Annotated in this window: 12 protein-coding genes; 8 read left to right on the top strand and 4 right to left on the bottom strand. The window is 73.2% G+C overall.

Features of this window, described 5'->3' with window-relative positions; translation table 11 throughout:
* Positions 1-256 precede the first annotated feature (256 nt).
* The 5 genes from leuS (at position 257) to ACW14Y_RS15130 (ending at position 9,198) form a co-directional block, all read left to right on the top strand.
* Positions 257-3,151, top strand: a complete 2,895-nt coding sequence (gene leuS / locus ACW14Y_RS15150) for a leucine--tRNA ligase (protein ID WP_456987155.1) — start codon at positions 257-259, stop codon at positions 3,149-3,151.
* 353 nt (positions 3,152-3,504) lie between these two features.
* Positions 3,505-4,326, top strand: a complete 822-nt coding sequence (locus ACW14Y_RS15145; protein ID WP_380443266.1) for a hypothetical protein — start codon at positions 3,505-3,507, stop codon at positions 4,324-4,326.
* Positions 4,327-4,377: 51 nt separating this feature from the next.
* Positions 4,378-5,223: a DegV family protein gene (locus tag ACW14Y_RS15140; protein WP_456987153.1), complete on the top strand. Its 846-nt coding sequence runs from the start codon at positions 4,378-4,380 to the stop codon at positions 5,221-5,223.
* A gap of 165 nt (positions 5,224-5,388) precedes the next feature.
* Positions 5,389-6,396, top strand: a complete 1,008-nt coding sequence (locus ACW14Y_RS15135) for a helix-hairpin-helix domain-containing protein (protein WP_456987151.1) — start codon at positions 5,389-5,391, stop codon at positions 6,394-6,396.
* Positions 6,397-6,609: 213 nt separating this feature from the next.
* A complete protein-coding gene (locus ACW14Y_RS15130; RefSeq protein WP_456987149.1) occupies positions 6,610-9,198 on the top strand; it encodes a ComEC/Rec2 family competence protein in 2,589 nt (862 codons plus the stop codon).
* 837 nt (positions 9,199-10,035) lie between these two features.
* On the opposite strand, the gene ACW14Y_RS15125 is transcribed toward ACW14Y_RS15130, so the two are convergent.
* The gene (locus tag ACW14Y_RS15125; protein WP_375971181.1) at positions 10,036-10,272 is read right to left on the bottom strand and encodes a hypothetical protein; all 237 of its coding nucleotides are present in this window, start codon (positions 10,270-10,272) and stop codon (positions 10,036-10,038) included.
* 150 nt (positions 10,273-10,422) lie between these two features.
* On the opposite strand from ACW14Y_RS15125, the gene holA reads away from it, so the two are divergent.
* On the top strand, positions 10,423-11,424 hold the full coding sequence (holA, locus tag ACW14Y_RS15120; protein ID WP_093862087.1) for a DNA polymerase III subunit delta: 1,002 nt from the start codon (positions 10,423-10,425) through the stop codon (positions 11,422-11,424).
* 13 nt (positions 11,425-11,437) lie between these two features.
* Here the strand turns inward: holA and ACW14Y_RS15115 are convergent, their stop codons facing one another.
* Positions 11,438-12,136 carry a hypothetical protein gene (locus ACW14Y_RS15115; protein WP_456987147.1) on the bottom strand — a complete coding sequence of 233 codons (699 nt, stop codon included), beginning with the start codon at positions 12,134-12,136 and terminating at the stop codon, positions 11,438-11,440.
* A gap of 583 nt (positions 12,137-12,719) precedes the next feature.
* Between ACW14Y_RS15115 and ACW14Y_RS15110 the strand changes: the two genes are divergently transcribed.
* Positions 12,720-13,199, top strand: a complete 480-nt coding sequence (locus ACW14Y_RS15110; protein WP_456987145.1) for a hypothetical protein — start codon at positions 12,720-12,722, stop codon at positions 13,197-13,199.
* A 291-nt stretch (positions 13,200-13,490) separates the two neighbouring features.
* On the opposite strand, the gene rpsT is transcribed toward ACW14Y_RS15110, so the two are convergent.
* Positions 13,491-13,760 (bottom strand): 30S ribosomal protein S20, encoded by a 270-nt coding sequence (gene rpsT, locus ACW14Y_RS15105; protein ID WP_045938443.1) that lies wholly within the window; start codon positions 13,758-13,760, stop codon positions 13,491-13,493.
* A gap of 200 nt (positions 13,761-13,960) precedes the next feature.
* On the bottom strand, positions 13,961-14,266 hold the full coding sequence (locus ACW14Y_RS15100) for an antibiotic biosynthesis monooxygenase family protein (protein WP_456987142.1): 306 nt from the start codon (positions 14,264-14,266) through the stop codon (positions 13,961-13,963).
* Between the two features lie 284 nt (positions 14,267-14,550).
* Between ACW14Y_RS15100 and lepA the strand changes: the two genes are divergently transcribed.
* Entirely contained in the window at positions 14,551-16,422 is a 1,872-nt protein-coding gene (lepA, locus tag ACW14Y_RS15095) for a translation elongation factor 4 (RefSeq protein ID WP_045938445.1), read from the top strand.
* Positions 16,423-16,432: the final 10 nt, after the last annotated feature.

The raw sequence follows: 16,432 nt of genomic DNA, 5'->3' as shown, positions 1-16,432 counted from the left end.
GGAGGCGCCCGGCCCCTTGCGGTACCCTGAGCCCATGCGAACCGCGCGCCTGCTCCTTAGTCGGCCGCGCTGACCAGGACCGGCCACGCCCCAGGGCGGAGCCGGAGTCGGCGTGGCACCCCCTCCTGCGAGGGGCTTTTTTGTTTTCCGCCCGGCTCACCGCCCGGCACCGTCCGGGCCCCGGTCCGGACACCCCGCCCCGTCGCCGGCCCTGAACGCCGGTTCGCCAACTGACATCGATGGAGCTTTAAGGACCATGAGCGAGACGACCCCTGCGTCCGGCGCGGCCGACACCGCGACCGCGCCGTTCCGGTACAGCGCTGCCCTGGCAGCCGAGATCGAGTCCCGCTGGCAGGACATCTGGGAGAAGGAGGGCACGTTCCACGCCCCCAACCCGGCCGGCGACCTCGCCGATCCCGCCGCCGCCGACGTCGCCGCGAAGCCGCACAGCTTCATCATGGACATGTTCCCGTACCCGTCGGGTGCGGGCCTGCACGTCGGCCACCCGCTGGGCTACATCGCCACCGACGTGTTCGCCCGCTACCAGCGGATGAACGGCTACAACGTGCTGCACACCCTGGGCTACGACTCGTTCGGCCTGCCGGCCGAGCAGTACGCCGTGCAGACCGGCACCCACCCGCGGGTGTCCACCGAGGCGAACATCGCCAACATGCGCCACCAGCTGCGCCGGCTGGGCCTGGGCCACGACCCGCGCCGCTCGATCGCCACGATCGACCCGGAGTACTACCGCTGGACGCAGTGGATCTTCCTGCAGATCTTCAACTCCTGGTACGACGAGCAGGCCCACCGGGCCCGCCCGATCGCCGAGCTGGTCGCCGCGTTCGCGGACGGCACCCGTGAGGTCCCCGGCGGCCGCGACTGGGCCGCGCTGAGCGGCGCCGAGCGCGAGGAGGTGCTGGGCGAGTACCGGCTGGCCTACGCCAAGGAGGTGCCGGTCAACTGGTGCCCCGGCCTGGGCACCGTGCTGTCCAACGAGGAGGTCACCGCCGACGGTCGCTCCGAGCGCGGCAACTTCCCCGTCTTCAAGTCCAACCTGCGCCAGTGGATGATGCGGATCACCGCCTACTCCGACCGGCTGATCTCCGACCTGGACCTGCTGGACTGGCCCGAGGCGATCAAGCTGCAGCAGCGCAACTGGATCGGCCGCTCCGAGGGCGCCCGGGTCGACTTCGCCGTCGGCGAGCGGAAGATCACCGTCTTCACCACCCGCCCCGACACCCTGTTCGGCGCCACCTACATGGTGCTGGCCCCCGAGCACGACCTGGTCGACACCATCGTGCCCGCCACCTGGCCCGAGGGCACCCCCGAGGCCTGGACCGGCGGCGCCGCCACCCCCGCCGAGGCCGTCACCGCCTACCGCGCCGCCGCGGCCGCCAAGTCCGACGTCGAGCGCCAGGTCGAGGCCAAGGTCAAGACCGGCGTCTTCACCGGCGCCCACGCCGTCAACCCCGTCAGCGGCGAGCCCGTCCCGGTCTTCATCGCCGACTACGTGCTGATGGGCTACGGCACCGGCGCCATCATGGCCGTCCCCGCCCACGACCACCGTGACTTCGCCTTCGCGCGCGCCTTCGACCTGCCCATGCGCTGCGTCGTCGAGCCCACCGACGGGCGCGACGAGAACCCGGCCGGCTGGGACGACGCCTTCGACACCTACGACTCCGTCATCGTCAACTCGGCCCACACCGAGGGTACCGAGGACGGCATCTCGCTGAACGGCCTGGGCGTCGTCGAGGCCAAGGCCGCCGTCACCGCCTGGCTGACCGCCCGCGGCATCGGCGAGGGCACCGTCAACTACCGCCTGCGCGACTGGCTGTTCAGCCGCCAGCGGTACTGGGGCGAGCCCTTCCCGATCGTCTACGACGAGGACGGCGTCATGCACGCGCTGCCCGAGTCGATGCTGCCCGTCGAGGTCCCGCAGGTCGACGACTACTCGCCGCACACCTACGACCCGTTCGACTCCACCTCCACGCCGAAGACCCCGCTGTCCCGCAACGAGGACTGGGTCAACGTCGAACTGGACCTGGGCGACGGCGTGAAGACGTACCGCCGCGAGACCAACACCATGCCCAACTGGGCCGGCTCCTGCTGGTACGAGCTGCGCTACATCGACCCGTCCAACCGCGAGCAGGTCGTCGACCCCGCCAACGAGCAGTACTGGCTGGGCCCCACCGAGCAGAAGCCCGGCGGCGGCGCCGACCTGTACGTCGGTGGTGCCGAGCACGCCGTGCTGCACCTGCTGTACGCCCGCTTCTGGCACAAGGTGCTGCACGACCTGGGGCACGTCTCCTCCGTCGAGCCGTTCCACAAGCTGTTCAACCAGGGCATGATCACCGCCGACGTCTACCGCGACGAGCGCGGCTTCCCGGTGCCCGCCGCCGAGATCGAGGAGCGCGACGGCCAGTACTTCTGGCAGGGCGAGCCGGTCAAGCGCGAGGCCGGCAAGATGGGCAAGTCCCTGAAGAACGCCGTCGCCCCCGACGAGATCGCCGACGAGTACGGTGCCGACACGCTGCGCCTGTACGAGATGTCGATGGGCCCGCTGGACGTCTCCCGCCCGTGGGACACCCGCGCCGTCGTCGGCTCCTACCGCTTCCTGCAGCGGCTGTGGCGCAACATCGTCTCCGAGACCAGCGGCGAACTGGTCGTGACGGACGAGGAGCCGGACGAGGCGACGCTGCGCGCCCTGCACAAGGCCGTCGACGGCGTCCGCGCCGACATGGCCGGGCTGCGCTTCAACACCGCGGTGGCCAAGGCGATCGAGCTGAACAACTACTTGGTCAAGCGCGGCTCCACGCCGCGTTCGGTGGCCGAGCAGGTGGTGCTGATGGTCGCGCCGCTGGCCCCGCACATCGCCGAGGAGCTGTGGCGCCGGCTGGGGCACGGCGACTCGCTGGCGCACACCGACTACCCGGTGGCCGACCCGGCGTACGTCGTCGACGAGTCGGTGACCTGCGTCGTCCAGATCAAGGGCAAGGTCAAGGCCCGGCTGGAGGTCGCGCCGTCGATCTCGGACGCCGAGCTGGAGGCGCTGGCGCTGGCCGACCCGGCGGTCGTCGCGGCGATCGGCGGGGCCGAGGTGCGCAAGGTGATCGCGCGGGCGCCGAAGCTGGTGAACATCGTCACCGGCTGAGGTCGAGGCCGAGGTCGAGGCTGAGGCTGAGGCTGATCTGCTTCGGCGGGGCGGGCGTTCCTTCGGGGCGCCCGCCCTGCGGCGTTCCGGGGGTCTCCGGGGGGTCGGTGAGGGGTCTCCGGGAGGCTCCGGGGGTGCGGCGGGGGGTCTCCGGGGGTGCGGCAGGGGGACGGCGGGCCCCTCGGGACTCGGGGTTCCCCCCGATGCGTCCCTGAACCTTTCCCTGAACTCGGTCCCGGCACCCCCGAACGGTGGCCCGCCCGGCCGGTCCCGGGGCTACGGTGGAACCCTCGGTGGGCCGGCCCGCGTTGGGCCCGGTGGGGGCCGGTTCGGCTGGCGGAAGGCGGCGTGTGATGGAGATTCTCGGGGTGTTGCTCGGAGTCGCCCTGCTCCTCGGGCTCGGGGTGGTGGTGCTCGTCGTCATCGGCCTGGTCAAGGCGGCCCGGGCGGTCGGCGAGAAGGTGGAACGCCAGGAGGCCAAGGCCCGACGGGCCGTGGAGAACGTCACGCTCAAGGCGAAGTCCTACACCCAGACCGGTCCGCAGGGGCAGATCTCCGCCGTCCGCCTCGGACTGCGGACCTCGCTGGACGGCACCCGGCGGGTCCTGGAGGGCGCTGTCGGCCAGGACGGCCAGCTCGGCGAGGCGCTCGCGCTGCTGGGCCGGCTGGACGCCCACGCGGCGGAGCTGGACGGCGAACTGCGGATGCTGGAGCGCGAACCGGACGCCGGGCGGGTCGCGGCGAAGCTGCCCGAGCTGCGGGAGCGGGCCGAGCGGATCACGCACTCGGCGGAGACCATGCGGTGGGCGGCGCAGGACCGGATGCACCGGTTCGCGGCCGACGAGCTGGGGCGGCTGAGCCGGGAGTGCGAGGACGAGGCGGGGGCGCTGCGGCACTGGGACACCGTGTCGGGGGCTCCGGGGGCGGGTACGGCTGCTGGGGCTTCGGGTACGGGTACGGCGGCGAGGGCTTCGGGTACGGCCTCGGCTGCGGGTGACTCGGCCGGTGCGGGTGGCGGTGCCGGCGCGGCGCGGGAGGCCGCCGGCGCCCGGCGCGGGCTCACGGACGGACGGGGCGGGCGGCCCAGCGCCGAGGAGCTCCTCGGCCTCGCCGACCCGGTGGCCAAGCTGGCGCAGCGCCTGCGGAAGCCGACCACCGGCCCCTCGGCCGGCTGAGCGGCCTCCGGATGCTGCCGACCGGCCCGAGCTGGGAGTAACCTCCGCCTCATGGCCGCCGACCTCGCCCTCGTCACCGACTCCACCGCCTACCTGCCCCAGCAGGCCGTCGACCGGCACCGGATCACCATCGTCCCGCTGAGCGTCGCGGTCGGCGACGAGGTGCGTGCGGAGGGCGTCGAGATCTCCCCGAAGGACGTGGCCGAGGCGCTGCGGGGCAAGCACCGGGTGACCACCTCGCGACCCAACCCGGAGGCCTTCGCCGCCGCCTACCGGGCGGCGGCCGAGAGCGGCGCGCGCGGCATCGTCTCGGTCCACATCTCCGGCGAGCTGTCCGGGACGGTGGCGGCCGCCCGGTTGGCGGCCGCCGAGTCCCCCGTCCCGGTGCGGGTGGTGGACAGCCGGTTGGTCGGCATGGCGCTCGGGTACGGGGTGCTGGCGGCGGCCGAGGCGATCGAGGCCGGGCAGCAGCTCGACGAGGCGGCGGCGGCCGTGGTGCGCCGGACCGCCGGGACCAGTGGCTTCTTCTACGTCGACACCCTGGAGTACCTGCGCCGGGGCGGGCGGATCGGCGCCGCGCGGGCACTGCTGGGCTCGGCGCTGGCGGTGAAGCCGCTGCTGCACCTGGCCGGGGGACGGATCGAGCCGCTGGAGAAGGTGCGCACGGCGTCCCGGGCGATCGCCCGGCTGGAGGAGATCGCGGTCGAGCGGGCGGGGGAGCGGGAGGTCGACATCGCCGTCCACCACCTGGCGGCGGAGGAGCGGGCCGAGCCCCTGGCCGAGCGGCTGCGGGGGCGGATTCCGGGGCTGCGCGAACTGTACGTGGCCGAGGTCGGCGCGGTGATCGGCGCGCATGTCGGGCCGGGGCTGCTGGCGGTGGTGGTCTCACCCCGGTGAGGTCTACCGGGTGAGGTCTGCCGGGTGAGGTCTGCCGGGGGACTGTCAACGCCAGCGGGCCCACTTCACTCCTCAGGGTGTGCTCGGCTGTCCACAACCCCGGGGTTGTCCACAGGATTTCGGTAAAGTCCGCGCGCTGCTCGGCCGGTTCCTACCGTGCTCCGCATGACGAACCTGCGCATCGGCGCACGCAAGCGCCACGAGATCCGTCGGGCCCACGAGACCGCCCGCCTGCGGATGGCGGCCCTGCTGCCGGGGGCGGCCGAGCCGCCGGACACCGAGCCCTCGGTGTACACGGCGTCCCCGCCGGGGCGGGGCGACGGCGGTCCGCACGCCGGCACCTCCGAGGGGGCGGCCGAGCGTGTGCCGGACAGGCCGTCCGACGACGGCGTCGCCAGGGGAGTGGCGCCGGGCCCGGCGTCCGAGAGCGGTGAACCGGGCCCCTCGGACCCGGTGGCGGGCGCGGTGGGCGAGGTGCCGCCGGGTCCGTCGTCGTCGCAGTCGTCGTTGCCGCCGGGGCATCCGCTGGTGCTCGAACGCCGGGCGGCGGTCGGCCTGCTCGTCCTCCTGCTGCTCGCCGTCGGCTACGGCGTCCAGCACTTCTGGCTCGCGCGGCCGCAACCGGTGGAGGTGCCGACGGTCGCCGTCGGCCCGCTGGCACCGACCGGGACCTCGGGCGCCGGCCTGCCCGGCGGCGGTCCCGGGTCCCCGGGAGGCGACACCGGCGGCGGGGCTTCCGCCGTCGTGGTGGTCGACATCGGCGGCCGGGTCGCAACCCCGGGCGTCCACACCCTGCCGAACGGTTCCAGGGTGGCGGACGCGCTGCGGGTGGCGGGCGGACCGCTGCCGGGTGCGGACACCAGGAACCTCAACCTGGCCCGCGTCCTGGCGGACGGCGAACAGATCCTCGTCGGCGAGCCGAGTCCCCAGCCGGCCGCGGGAGCGGGCCCGGGACCGCCCCCGGCCGGGCCGTCCAAGCAGCCGGTCAGCCTGAATCGCGCGACCCTCGAACAGCTCGACACGCTTCCCGGCGTCGGCCCGACCCTCGCCCAGCGCATCATCGCCTTCCGCGCCTCCCACGGCGGTGCCTTCCGTTCGCTCGACCAACTCCGCCAGGTGAGCGGCGTGGGCGAGCGCATCTACGCGGAACTCCGGCCGCTGCTCACCCTCTGACGGGCCGTGCGCCGCAGCCGGGCGGCGGTCTCCCCGGTCTGCCCTGTCCCCCCGCTGCTCTGTTTGCTGCTCCCCTTCGCTCCGACGAAAGGAGGTGTCGTCATCGCCACCGTCCTCGCCCCCACCCCTGGCACGGAGCCGGGAACCGGCTCCTCCGCCGGGCCACGGCCGGGTGACCTTCGACTGCTGCTGCCCGCAGGTGCCGCCTGGGCGGTGACCGCCGGCGTTCTCGGGGCGGGCTCCGACCACGGCGCGGCCCTCGCGGTGGCGGTGGGCGCGGCGGCACTCCTCGGCCTGACCCTCCTCGTCCTCGGGACCCGGGCGTTCACCGGTCCGACCCGGGGCCGCTCCGTCGCCGTGACCGCGGCGGTCGTCCTGCTCACCGCGGCCGCCGCCGCTGCCGCCACCCTCCTGCACACCGCCGATCTGCGCCGTGGACCGCTGCCCGAACTGGCCCGGACCGGCGGCCCGGCCCCGGAGGTGGGCCTCGACCTCACCGTCACCGGGGACCCGAGGGTCCGGATCTCCCGCAGTGGCGGATCCGGTGCCGGGCAGAGCCTGCTCACCGTGGAGGCGGTCGTGGACCGCGTCACCGTCCCCGACGGCCTGCTGCCGGGCGAGCCGGGTCCGCGCACCGTCCGGACCCGCACACCCGTCACCGTCCTGGTGCGCGGCGAGGACGTGGCCGCCTGGGAGCCCCTGCTGCCGTCGGCCCGGCTGGTGGCCAGCGTGACCGTCCGGCCACCCGGGGAGGGCGACCACGAGTCGGCGGCACTGCTGATCGCACACGGCGAGCCCCGCGCGTCGGCTCCGCCGAGCCTTCCGCAGCGGATCGCCGGACGGCTCCGGGCGGGCCTGCGCTCGGCCACCGACGGCCTGCCGCCGGACGAGCGCGGACTGCTCCCGGGCCTGGTCGTGGGCGACACCTCCCGGCTGCCGGACGACCTCCGGGAGGCGTTCCGGGACACCGACCTGGCCCACCTGGTGGCGGTCAGCGGGGCCAACCTCGCGATCGTCCTGGGGGTGCTGATCGGCGCCCCGGGGCGTGCCGGGACTGCCGAGCGGCGCGGACTCGCCGCGCTGCTCGGGATCCCGCTGCGCACCACGGCGCTGGTGGGGGCGGCCGTGACACTGGCCTTCGTCACGATCTGCCGCCCCGAGCCGAGCGTGCTCAGAGCGGCGGGCACCGGGCTGATCGGACTGCTGGCGCTGGCCACCGGCCGTCCGCGCCGGGCGGTGCCCGCGCTGGCCGGCACAGCCCTGCTGCTGATCCTCCTCGACCCCTACCTGGCACGCTCCTTCGGCTTCCTGCTGTCGGTGCTCGCCACGGCCGGGCTGCTGGTGCTCGGTCCGCGCTGGGCGGACGCCCTCCGGGCACGGGGCTGGCCCCGGCACCTCGCGGGCGCGGTCGCTGCGGCGGCCGCGGCCCAGGCGCTCTGCGCGCCGGTGACGGTGCTCCTCTCCGGACACGTCAGCCTCGTCGGGATCCCCTGCAATCTGCTGGCCGAACTGGCGGTGGCCCCGGCGACCCTGCTCGGCTTCGCGGTCCTGATCGCGGACCCGTTCTCCCCGGCGCTGGCCCGGTTCCTCGCCGAGCCCGCCGCGGTGCCGACCGGTTGGCTGGCCGCGGTGGCCAGGCACGGCGCCGAACTGCCGGGCGGCCGACTGTCCTGGCCGGGCGGATGGTTCGGCACGGTGAGCCTCGCCGTCGGCACGGCCGCACTGTGCTGGACGGTTCCGTTGCTGCTGCCCGGGCGCTCCGCAGGGCCCCGCCGCCAGGGCTCCCCGCGGGGCTGGATCCGCCCGGTGGTGACAGTAGCCCTGCTGCTGGTCCTGCTGACCGTGCTGCTCCGGCCGCCGCCGCTGGCCCGGATCGCGACCGGCTGGCCGCCGCCCGACTGGCGGCTGGTCATGTGCGACGTGGGGCAGGGCGACATGGTGGTGCTACCGGTGCCGCCCGAGGGCGGCGGGCCGCCGGACAGCGCGGTGGTGGTGGACGCGGGGCCGGATCCGCGGGAGGCCGACCGCTGTCTGCGTGATCTCGGGATCGACCGGGTGCCGCTCTTCCTGGCGACGCACTTCCACGCGGATCACGTGGAGGGGCTGCCGGGAGTGCTGCGCGGTCGGAGGGTCGGGGCGGTGGAGGGTACGGCGGTGGACGATCCGCCGGGCGAGGCCGCCCGGGTGGCCGAGTGGGCGGCGCGGGCGGGGGTCCCGTTGGTGCGGGCCGCTCCTGGTGAGCGGCGGTCGGCGGGGCCGGGGGTCTCGTGGGAGGTGCTGTGGCCGGACGGAGAGGAGTCGTCGGTGGTGTCGGGTCCGAACAACGCGAGTGTCGTGCTGCGGGTGGCGGTGGCGGGAGGTCTGCGTTTCGCCCTGCTGGGCGATCTGGAGCCGCCGGCCCAGGAAGTGTTGCTGAGCCGGCTGAGGGCGGCGGGGAAGGAGAACGAGGTGGACGTGCTGAAGGTGGCGCATCATGGCTCGGCCTATCAGGACTGGGCGCTGACAGCGGAGTTGAGCCCCCGGTTGGCTCTGATCTCCTGCGGGGAGGGCAACCCGTACGGCCATCCGTCGCCGCGGACGGTGGACCGGCTGCGGGCTCTGGGCGCCACGGTGCTGCGCACGGACCGGGTGGGCGACATCGCGGTGACCGGTGCGGGTCCGGGTGATCTCGGTGCCTCCGTCCACCCACGAGGGGAGCGCTCCGGCCACGGTCGCCCCGGGGCCCGGGCCGGTCGGGCGGCCGAGCCCGGCGTCGCGTCGGCGGCGCGCGGGGGCCACGGGCCCCGCGCGCCGCCCGGGTGATCCCCGTTGCTGCCTTCCTCCCCGACCCCGTGAGTGTGGGGGTGGGAAATTGGGGGTGGGGGTTGGGGAGGAGGGGCGGGGGCGGGCCCAGCAGAAACGATTTTCCTCGCCGGGCCCGAGCACAGCGCTCGGGCCCGGCGAGGGGCAGCAGGTGTTGCTCGGGCGAGGGGGCATTTCGTTGCGCCCCGGGCCCCACCCGGAGCGCAACGGCGAGACGGGCCGGATCCGGCGGGCGACCCTGGAGCACCAAGCGCCTCGCACGGGAAGTCGGCCCGTCCGACTTCCCGTGCGATCCCGCACTGGAGAGCCTCGTATGCCAAGGCAGTGCGTTCGATCGCCGCGAAGTGAGGTCTCGGCAATCAGCGCCCGTTACTGGGGGAAGTCGCACGTCTGGATCTCACCGAGCCCGAAGGACTCGCAGAGGGCCGCAAGGTCCTCTTCTGCGATCTTGCTGCAGCGCGAGTCGCACGAGGCGTCGTCCATCGCTTCCGTCATCTGAAGCAGGCCAGAGGAGGCTGGGGCTGGGCAAGACCGGTTCGGCCCGCTGCCCCTGGCGGAACCCGGACACCCCGGTGGCGACGAGGGGCCAGTCGGACGGTCACCTTGACGTGTGCCGCCCCGCTCTTGGTAGGCCACTGGTTGTGTGGGCCTTTCTCGCCGGGCCCGAGCGGTGCGCTCGGGCCCGGCGAGGGCGGGCGGTCGGGGTGGGGGCAGCAGGTGTTGCCCGGGTGGGTGTGAGGGACAGGCCGGATCGGTCGGGCGACCCGGGATCGCCAGGTGCCTCGCACGGGAAGTCGGCCCGTCCGACTTCCCACGCGATCCCGTACGAGGGGCGGGTCAGTGCTGTTCGCGCCAGCCGTCGTGGGAGGCGGCGACGGTGTCGAGGGCGTGGAGGAGGGCCGGGGTCCAGCCGTGCTCGGGGGGTTCCACGACCACCAGCCACTGGGCGTCCTCGGCGTCGTCCTCCCCGGCGAGGGCGTCCCGGACGATCTCCGGCTCGTCGAGGTCGGGGTGGTCGGCGCCGAGCTCCTCGGCGGCTTCCTCGGCGGCATCGCGGTCGGGCAGGACGAGCAGCTGCCGGGCGTGCGGGTCGAAGTCGTCCGGCAGGTCGGCGGCCGGCCCGACGCTGGGCTCGGTCACGGGCTCGGTGGTGGGGTCTTCGGTCACCTGCCCATTCTCCAGGGCGGCCGGAGCTGTCCGTGCCCCGTGGGATGCTGGTAGGCGATGGCCAGGAAGAGTGCACCCGACGACCTGCTCGCCCCGCTGACCCTCGCGGTCGGCCAGGAGGAGCTGCTGCTGGACCGCGCGGTGGCGCAGGTGGTGGCCGCGGCGAAGGCCGCCGACCCGGACACCGATGTGCGGGACCTCCCGCCCGGTGGCCTGCAGCCCGGCAGTCTGGCCGAGCTCACCACCCCCTCGCTCTTCGCCGAGCGCAAGGTCATCGTGGTCAGGGCCGCGCAGGACCTCTCCGCCGACTCCGTGAAGGAGGTCAAGGCGTACATCGAGGCCCCCGCCGAAGAAGTGATCATGGTCCTGGTGCACGCGGGCGGTGCCAAGGGCAAGGGCCTGCTGGACGCGGGCCGCAAGGCCGGCGGCCGCGAGGTGGCCTGCGCCAAGCTCGCCAAGGCCGGCGAGCGGCTGACCTTCGTCAAGGGCGAGTTCCGCACTCTCGGCCGCTCGGCCACGCAGGAGGCCTGCCAGGCCCTGCTGGACGCGCTCGGCAGCGACCTGCGCGAGCTGGCGGCCGCCTGCAGCCAGCTGACCTCCGACGTCGAGGGCACCATCGACGAGACCGTGGTGGCCCGCTACTACAGCGGCCGGGCCGAGGCCACCGGCTTCGAGGTGGCGGACCTGGCGGTCACCGGCCGGGCCGCCGAGGCGCTGGAGCGCCTGCGCTGGGCCCTGGCGGTCGGCCAGCCGCCGACCGGCATCACCTACGCGCTGGCGTCCGGCGTGCGGAGCATCGGGCGGCTGGCGACGGCCGGACGGAACATGCGCCCGGGGGACCTCGCCCGTGAGCTGGGTATGCCGCCGTGGAAGGTGGAGCGGGTCCGCCAGCAGATGCGCGGCTGGACGGGCGACGGCGTGGCCGTGGCGCTGACGGCGATCGCGCAGGCGGACGCCGCCGTCAAGGGCGGCTCCGACGACCCGGCCTTCGCCCTGGAGCGCGCCGTGGTCGCCGTGGCGAGGGCCGCCAGGGCCGGTTCCCGGCAGCCCTCGTACTGAGCCCGCCCCGGGGCTACGGGCCGCCGATCGCCTTGAGCATGTCCCGGGTGTCGTCGAGCATGGCCTTGCGCACGGTCTCCCGGTCCAGGGTGTGGTTCTTGCCGACCTGGTAGTTGTCCGTCCAGTACAGCGAGTACGTCATGCCGCCGTCCCGGATCTGCAGGTAGTAGTTGATGTCGTGGAAGGTCTTGTCCGAGCTGGTCGGTTCGTCACCGTAGGCGAGGTAGGCCTCCTCGCCGAGGCCCGGCACGGGTGTGATCTCGTACTTCTGCTGCTCGAAGTACTGCCGCAGGGCGGTGAACTCCGGGACGGAGTCGACGGCCCGGTGCAGTTCGGCCCGGATGTCGAGGGTGGCGTAGTCGGTGGTCTCGCTGTCGGACGGGGTGCGCTTCATCAGCGCGTAGCAGCGCATCACGTCCATGGTGTCGGTGCGGCCGACGTGTTCCAGCGGGTAGTTGTCCACCATCTTGTACTTGCCGCGGAACGCGGTGAGCTTGCCGGCGTCGCAGATCCGGTCCACCGCGTGGTAGCCGCGGAGGTTCTTCGCCGCGGACCCGTCGCCGACGAGGCCGGGCACCGCGAGCACGGTGCCGGTCCAGACCGCGGAGGCGAGGATCGCGCCGACGAACGCCCAGGTCGCGTTGCGCCGCAGTCCGCCGCTCCGACGGCCGCCCGGTCCGGGGGTACCGGCCACCGCCGCCGAGCCGGGCACCGTGGGAGCGCCCGGAGCACCCGGTGTGCCCGGGGCGCCGGGCGCGCTGGGGAGGCCGGGCGGCGGCCCGAAGCCGGGCGGGCTGCTGGGCGCCGGCGGCTGCTGCGGGAAGCCGGCGAAACCGGGTCCGTTCTGCGGCGGCGGTGACGGTGCCGGTGAAGGTGATGACGGCGGCGGCGGTGTCCCCAATGTGTGCCCCCCTCGGGCCTGCGACGTGGGTGCCGGAGACCCGACCCTATCGGCCGGGCCGGGCGACCGTTCGTGGAAAGCGACGGCCGCCGGGCCGCCCCGGTTCCCGCCCCGTCGGGCCTGCTGACGGAACTCCGAGGACCGGGTGTCTCCGACGGCATCGAGGGCCATTTGTCGCGGCCAGGTACTGTCGCACTTGAATGTCGCTCTGCCCGACGGCCGACGCGATTGCCCTGCTGCTCAGGCCGGACTCCGAGGGTTGGCCACGACCGCGCGCCACTTCTTGTGGGGAAGAGGGCGAACTACGGCACATCACGGCTCCGCAACAGACCGTAGTCCCTGTGAGTACGAGCGATATGGTCCCGCTCTCACATCCATTTCAACGGGGATCGCCATGCGCATACGCATCGCCTTTGCCGTTGCGGTCCTGGTCGGGACCGCAACGGCGTGCAGCAGCACTTCCGGCACCAGCGCTGCGGCCGGCTCGCCGTCCGCACTGCCGACAATCACGAAGACCGTCGTCGAAACGGTCACAGCGCCCGCAGCCCCTGCTCCCACAGTCACGGTGACGGCGACGGTGACCGCGACCACCACGCTGCAGCCGACCAGTGAGGCTGCGGCAAAGCCTGACGGCACGATCGCCGGGAGCGGGACCTATCTGGTCGGTGCGGACGTTCAGCCCGGGACGTACAAGACAGCCGGCCCGAGCGACAGCACGGGCCTCTGCTACTGGGAACGCAGCAGCGGCACCAGCGGGGACGCCGGTTCGATCATCGCCAACGACGCGCTGACCGGGCAGGGGGTCGTCACGATCAAGAAGTCCGATGCTCTGTTCAAGTCGCAGGGATGCCAGATGTGGACGAAGGTTGGCTGACCCAGCACTGACGCGTCCGGCCGCCGCGCGCGGCCGGGACCGGGACTGTGCTCGCCACATGGGGCTGCGCTCGGATCCACGCGGATAAAACGCCGACTGCCCGCCCGGTGTGTACCGGGCGGGCAGTGGTGGGAAGTCCTGCGGGCAGGTACTTCCGGTCAATCCCTGTGCACCGCACCCGCGTGGCGAACGCAGGCCGCGTGCGGTGCGAAGTCTGTTGTGCGCCTCGGGGGTTCCGGGTAGAGGGCCGGGCGTCCCGAGGGGTGGGGCCGTCGTGCGGCCCCGGGGGCGTCAGGCCTGGACGGCGGTGTTGACGCGCTTGGTGATGGCCGACTTCTTGTTGGCGGCCTGGTTGGCGTGGATGACGCCCTTGCTCACGGCCTTGTCCAGCGCCTTGGAGGCGGCGCGGGCCAGCACAGCGGCCTTCTCGGTCTCGCCGGCGGCAGCGGCCTCACGGGCCTTGCGCAGGGCGGTCTTCAGCGAGGACTTGACGGCCTTGTTGCGCAGGCGCGCCTTCTCGTTGGTCTTGTTGCGCTTGATCTGGGACTTGATGTTCGCCACGAAAGTGCCTCAGTCTGTGAAATCGGATCTGGGGTCTCCCGGCCGGAGGCTGGGAGGGCTGCACCAGCGGCGCTCGGGTCAGCTGAGAGGGCATGCCGGGGCCAGGTGCAGCGGCCAACGCTACCAGGGGTGGCGGGTCCGGCCCAAACTGGGCGGGGCCCGTGCGGGCGTCCGGCGGGCGGTCGGGCGCCGGACGCCGGTCAGGCCCGCAGGAGCGGCTCGCCGTAGTGCTCGACCTCGGGGAACGGCCGGTAGAAGTGGTGCAGCAGCGCGCGCCACCGCTGGTACTCGGGGGAGCGGCGGAAGCCCTCGGTGTGGTCGGCGAGGTTCTCCCACTCCACCTGGAGCAGGAACCGGGAGCCGCGCCCCTCGTCCAGGCGGCGGCGCAGGGCCAGGGACCGGAAGCCGGGCTGCCCGGCGATCAGGGGGCGGGCCTCGGCGAAGGCGGCGAGGAACTCCTCCTCCAGGCCGGGCAGGACGTCGAGCAGGGCGCTTTCGAGGATCATGGCCCGCCATCCTGCCCGGCCGCCCCGCCACCGTGCCCCGCTGCCCCCGGCTCCGACCCTGCCGCCCCGACCTGCCGCCCCCGACCTGCCGCTCCGACCCCGCCGCACGGCCCCTCGCGGGCCCCCGGGCGGCCCGAAGCGGACGGGTGGCGCGCGGTCCGCCCGCAGGAGGTGGGAAGATGGGAGGAACTATCTCGATCGGACGACCGTCCGGTCGCCCGGGAAGCCGGTCAGCGATGATCCGGACACCCCCGGCCCCCGGACCAACGGAGAATCGGACCAAGGTGCCCGCGACCCCCAGCAATGTGCCAGAGCCCAGCCGTACCGACCCGGCGCTGATCCGCAACTTCTGCATCATCGCCCACATCGACCACGGCAAGTCGACCCTCGCCGACCGGATGCTGCAGATCACCGGTGTGGTCGACCCGCGGCAGATGCGCGCCCAGTACCTCGACCGCATGGACATCGAGCGCGAGCGCGGCATCACGATCAAGTCGCAGGCCGTCCGTCTCCCGTGGGCGCCGAGGACCGGTCCCCACGCCGGCAACACGCACATCCTCAACATGATCGACACCCCGGGCCACGTGGACTTCACGTACGAGGTGTCGCGCTCCCTCGCGGCCTGCGAGGGCACCGTCCTGGTGGTCGACGCGGCCCAGGGCATCGAGGCGCAGACCCTCGCCAACCTGTACCTGGCGCTGGAGAACGACCTCACCATCGTCCCGGTGCTGAACAAGATCGACCTGCCGGCCGCGCAGCCGGAGAAGTACGCCGCGGAGATCGCGCACATCATCGGCTGCGACCCGTCCGACGTGCTCCAGGTCAGCGCCAAGACCGGTCTCGGTGTCGAGGACCTGCTGGACCACATCGTCAACACCGTCCCGGCCCCGGTCGGCGTCAAGGACGCCCCGGCCCGCGCGATGATCTTCGACTCGGTGTACGACTCCTACCGCGGCGTGGTCACCTACGTCCGTGTCGTGGACGGCCAGCTGACCAAGCGCGAGCGCATCGCGATGATGTCCACCGGCGCCACCCACGAGCTGCTGGAGATCGGCGTCATCTCGCCGGAGCCGAAGGTCGCCGACGGCCTGGGCGTCGGCGAGGTCGGCTACATCATCACCGGTGTGAAGGACGTCCGGCAGTCCAAGGTCGGTGACACCATCACGTCGATGCACAAGGGTGCCACCGTGCCGCTCGGCGGCTACAAGGACCCGCGTCCGATGGTGTTCTCCGGCCTGTACCCGCTGGACGGCTCGGACTACCCGCTGCTGCGCGACGCCCTGGACAAGCTGCGGCTGAACGACGCGGCGCTGGTGTACGAGCCGGAGACCTCGGTCGCGCTCGGCTTCGGCTACCGCTGCGGCTTCCTCGGCCTGCTGCACCTGGAGATCATCCGGGAGCGCCTGGAGCGCGAGTTCAACCTCGACCTCATCTCCACCGCCCCGAACGTGGTCTACCGGGTGATCATGGAGGACGGCTCCGAGCACACCGTCACCAACCCGAGCGAGTTCCCGGTCGGCAAGATCGCCGAGGTGTACGAGCCGGTCGTGCGCGGCACCATCCTGGCGCCGAACGAGTTCGTCGGCGCGATCATGGAGCTGTGCCAGTCCCGCCGCGGCAACCTCCAGGGCATGGACTACCTGTCCGAGGACCGGGTCGAGCTGCGCTACACCCTCCCGCTCGCGGAGATCGTCTTCGACTTCTTCGACCAGCTGAAGTCCAAGACCCGCGGTTACGCCTCGCTCGACTACGAGCCCATCGGCGAGCAGACCGCCGACCTGGTCAAGGTCGACATCCTGCTGCACGGCGACGCGGTGGACGCGTTCTCCGCGATCGTGCACAAGGACAAGGCCTACGGCTACGGCGTGATGATGGCCGGCAAGCTGCAGAAGCTGATCCCGCGCCAGCAGTTCGAGGTGCCGATCCAGGCGGCGATCGGCTCCCGGGTGATCGCCCGTGAGACCGTCCGCGCCATCCGCAAGGACGTCCTCGCCAAGTGCTACGGCGGTGACATCTCTCGTAAGCGGAAGCTGCTGGAGAAGCAGAAGGAGGGCAAGAAGCGGATGAAGATGGTCGGCCGGGTCGAGGTCCCGCAGGAGGCCTTCATCGCCGCGCTGTCCACCGACGCCGAGACCCCCAAGGGCGAGAAGAAGTAACCGGGGGAGG

The organism is Kitasatospora sp. cg17-2, assembly GCF_054031055.1.
Note: the sequence above shows the minus strand (reverse complement) of the source record. Positions and strands in the feature narration are given on the sequence as shown.

Coding starts and splice junctions, on each gene's coding strand:
- leuS (WP_456987155.1), top strand. CDS start 257: ATGAGCGAGACGACCCCTGCGTCCGGCGCGGCCGACACCGCGACCGCG.
- ACW14Y_RS15145 (WP_380443266.1), top strand. CDS start 3,505: ATGGAGATTCTCGGGGTGTTGCTCGGAGTCGCCCTGCTCCTCGGGCTC.
- ACW14Y_RS15140 (WP_456987153.1), top strand. CDS start 4,378: ATGGCCGCCGACCTCGCCCTCGTCACCGACTCCACCGCCTACCTGCCC.
- ACW14Y_RS15135 (WP_456987151.1), top strand. CDS start 5,389: ATGACGAACCTGCGCATCGGCGCACGCAAGCGCCACGAGATCCGTCGG.
- holA (WP_093862087.1), top strand. CDS start 10,423: ATGGCCAGGAAGAGTGCACCCGACGACCTGCTCGCCCCGCTGACCCTC.
- ACW14Y_RS15110 (WP_456987145.1), top strand. CDS start 12,720: ATGCGCATACGCATCGCCTTTGCCGTTGCGGTCCTGGTCGGGACCGCA.
- ACW14Y_RS15100 (WP_456987142.1), bottom strand. CDS start 14,266: ATGATCCTCGAAAGCGCCCTGCTCGACGTCCTGCCCGGCCTGGAGGAG.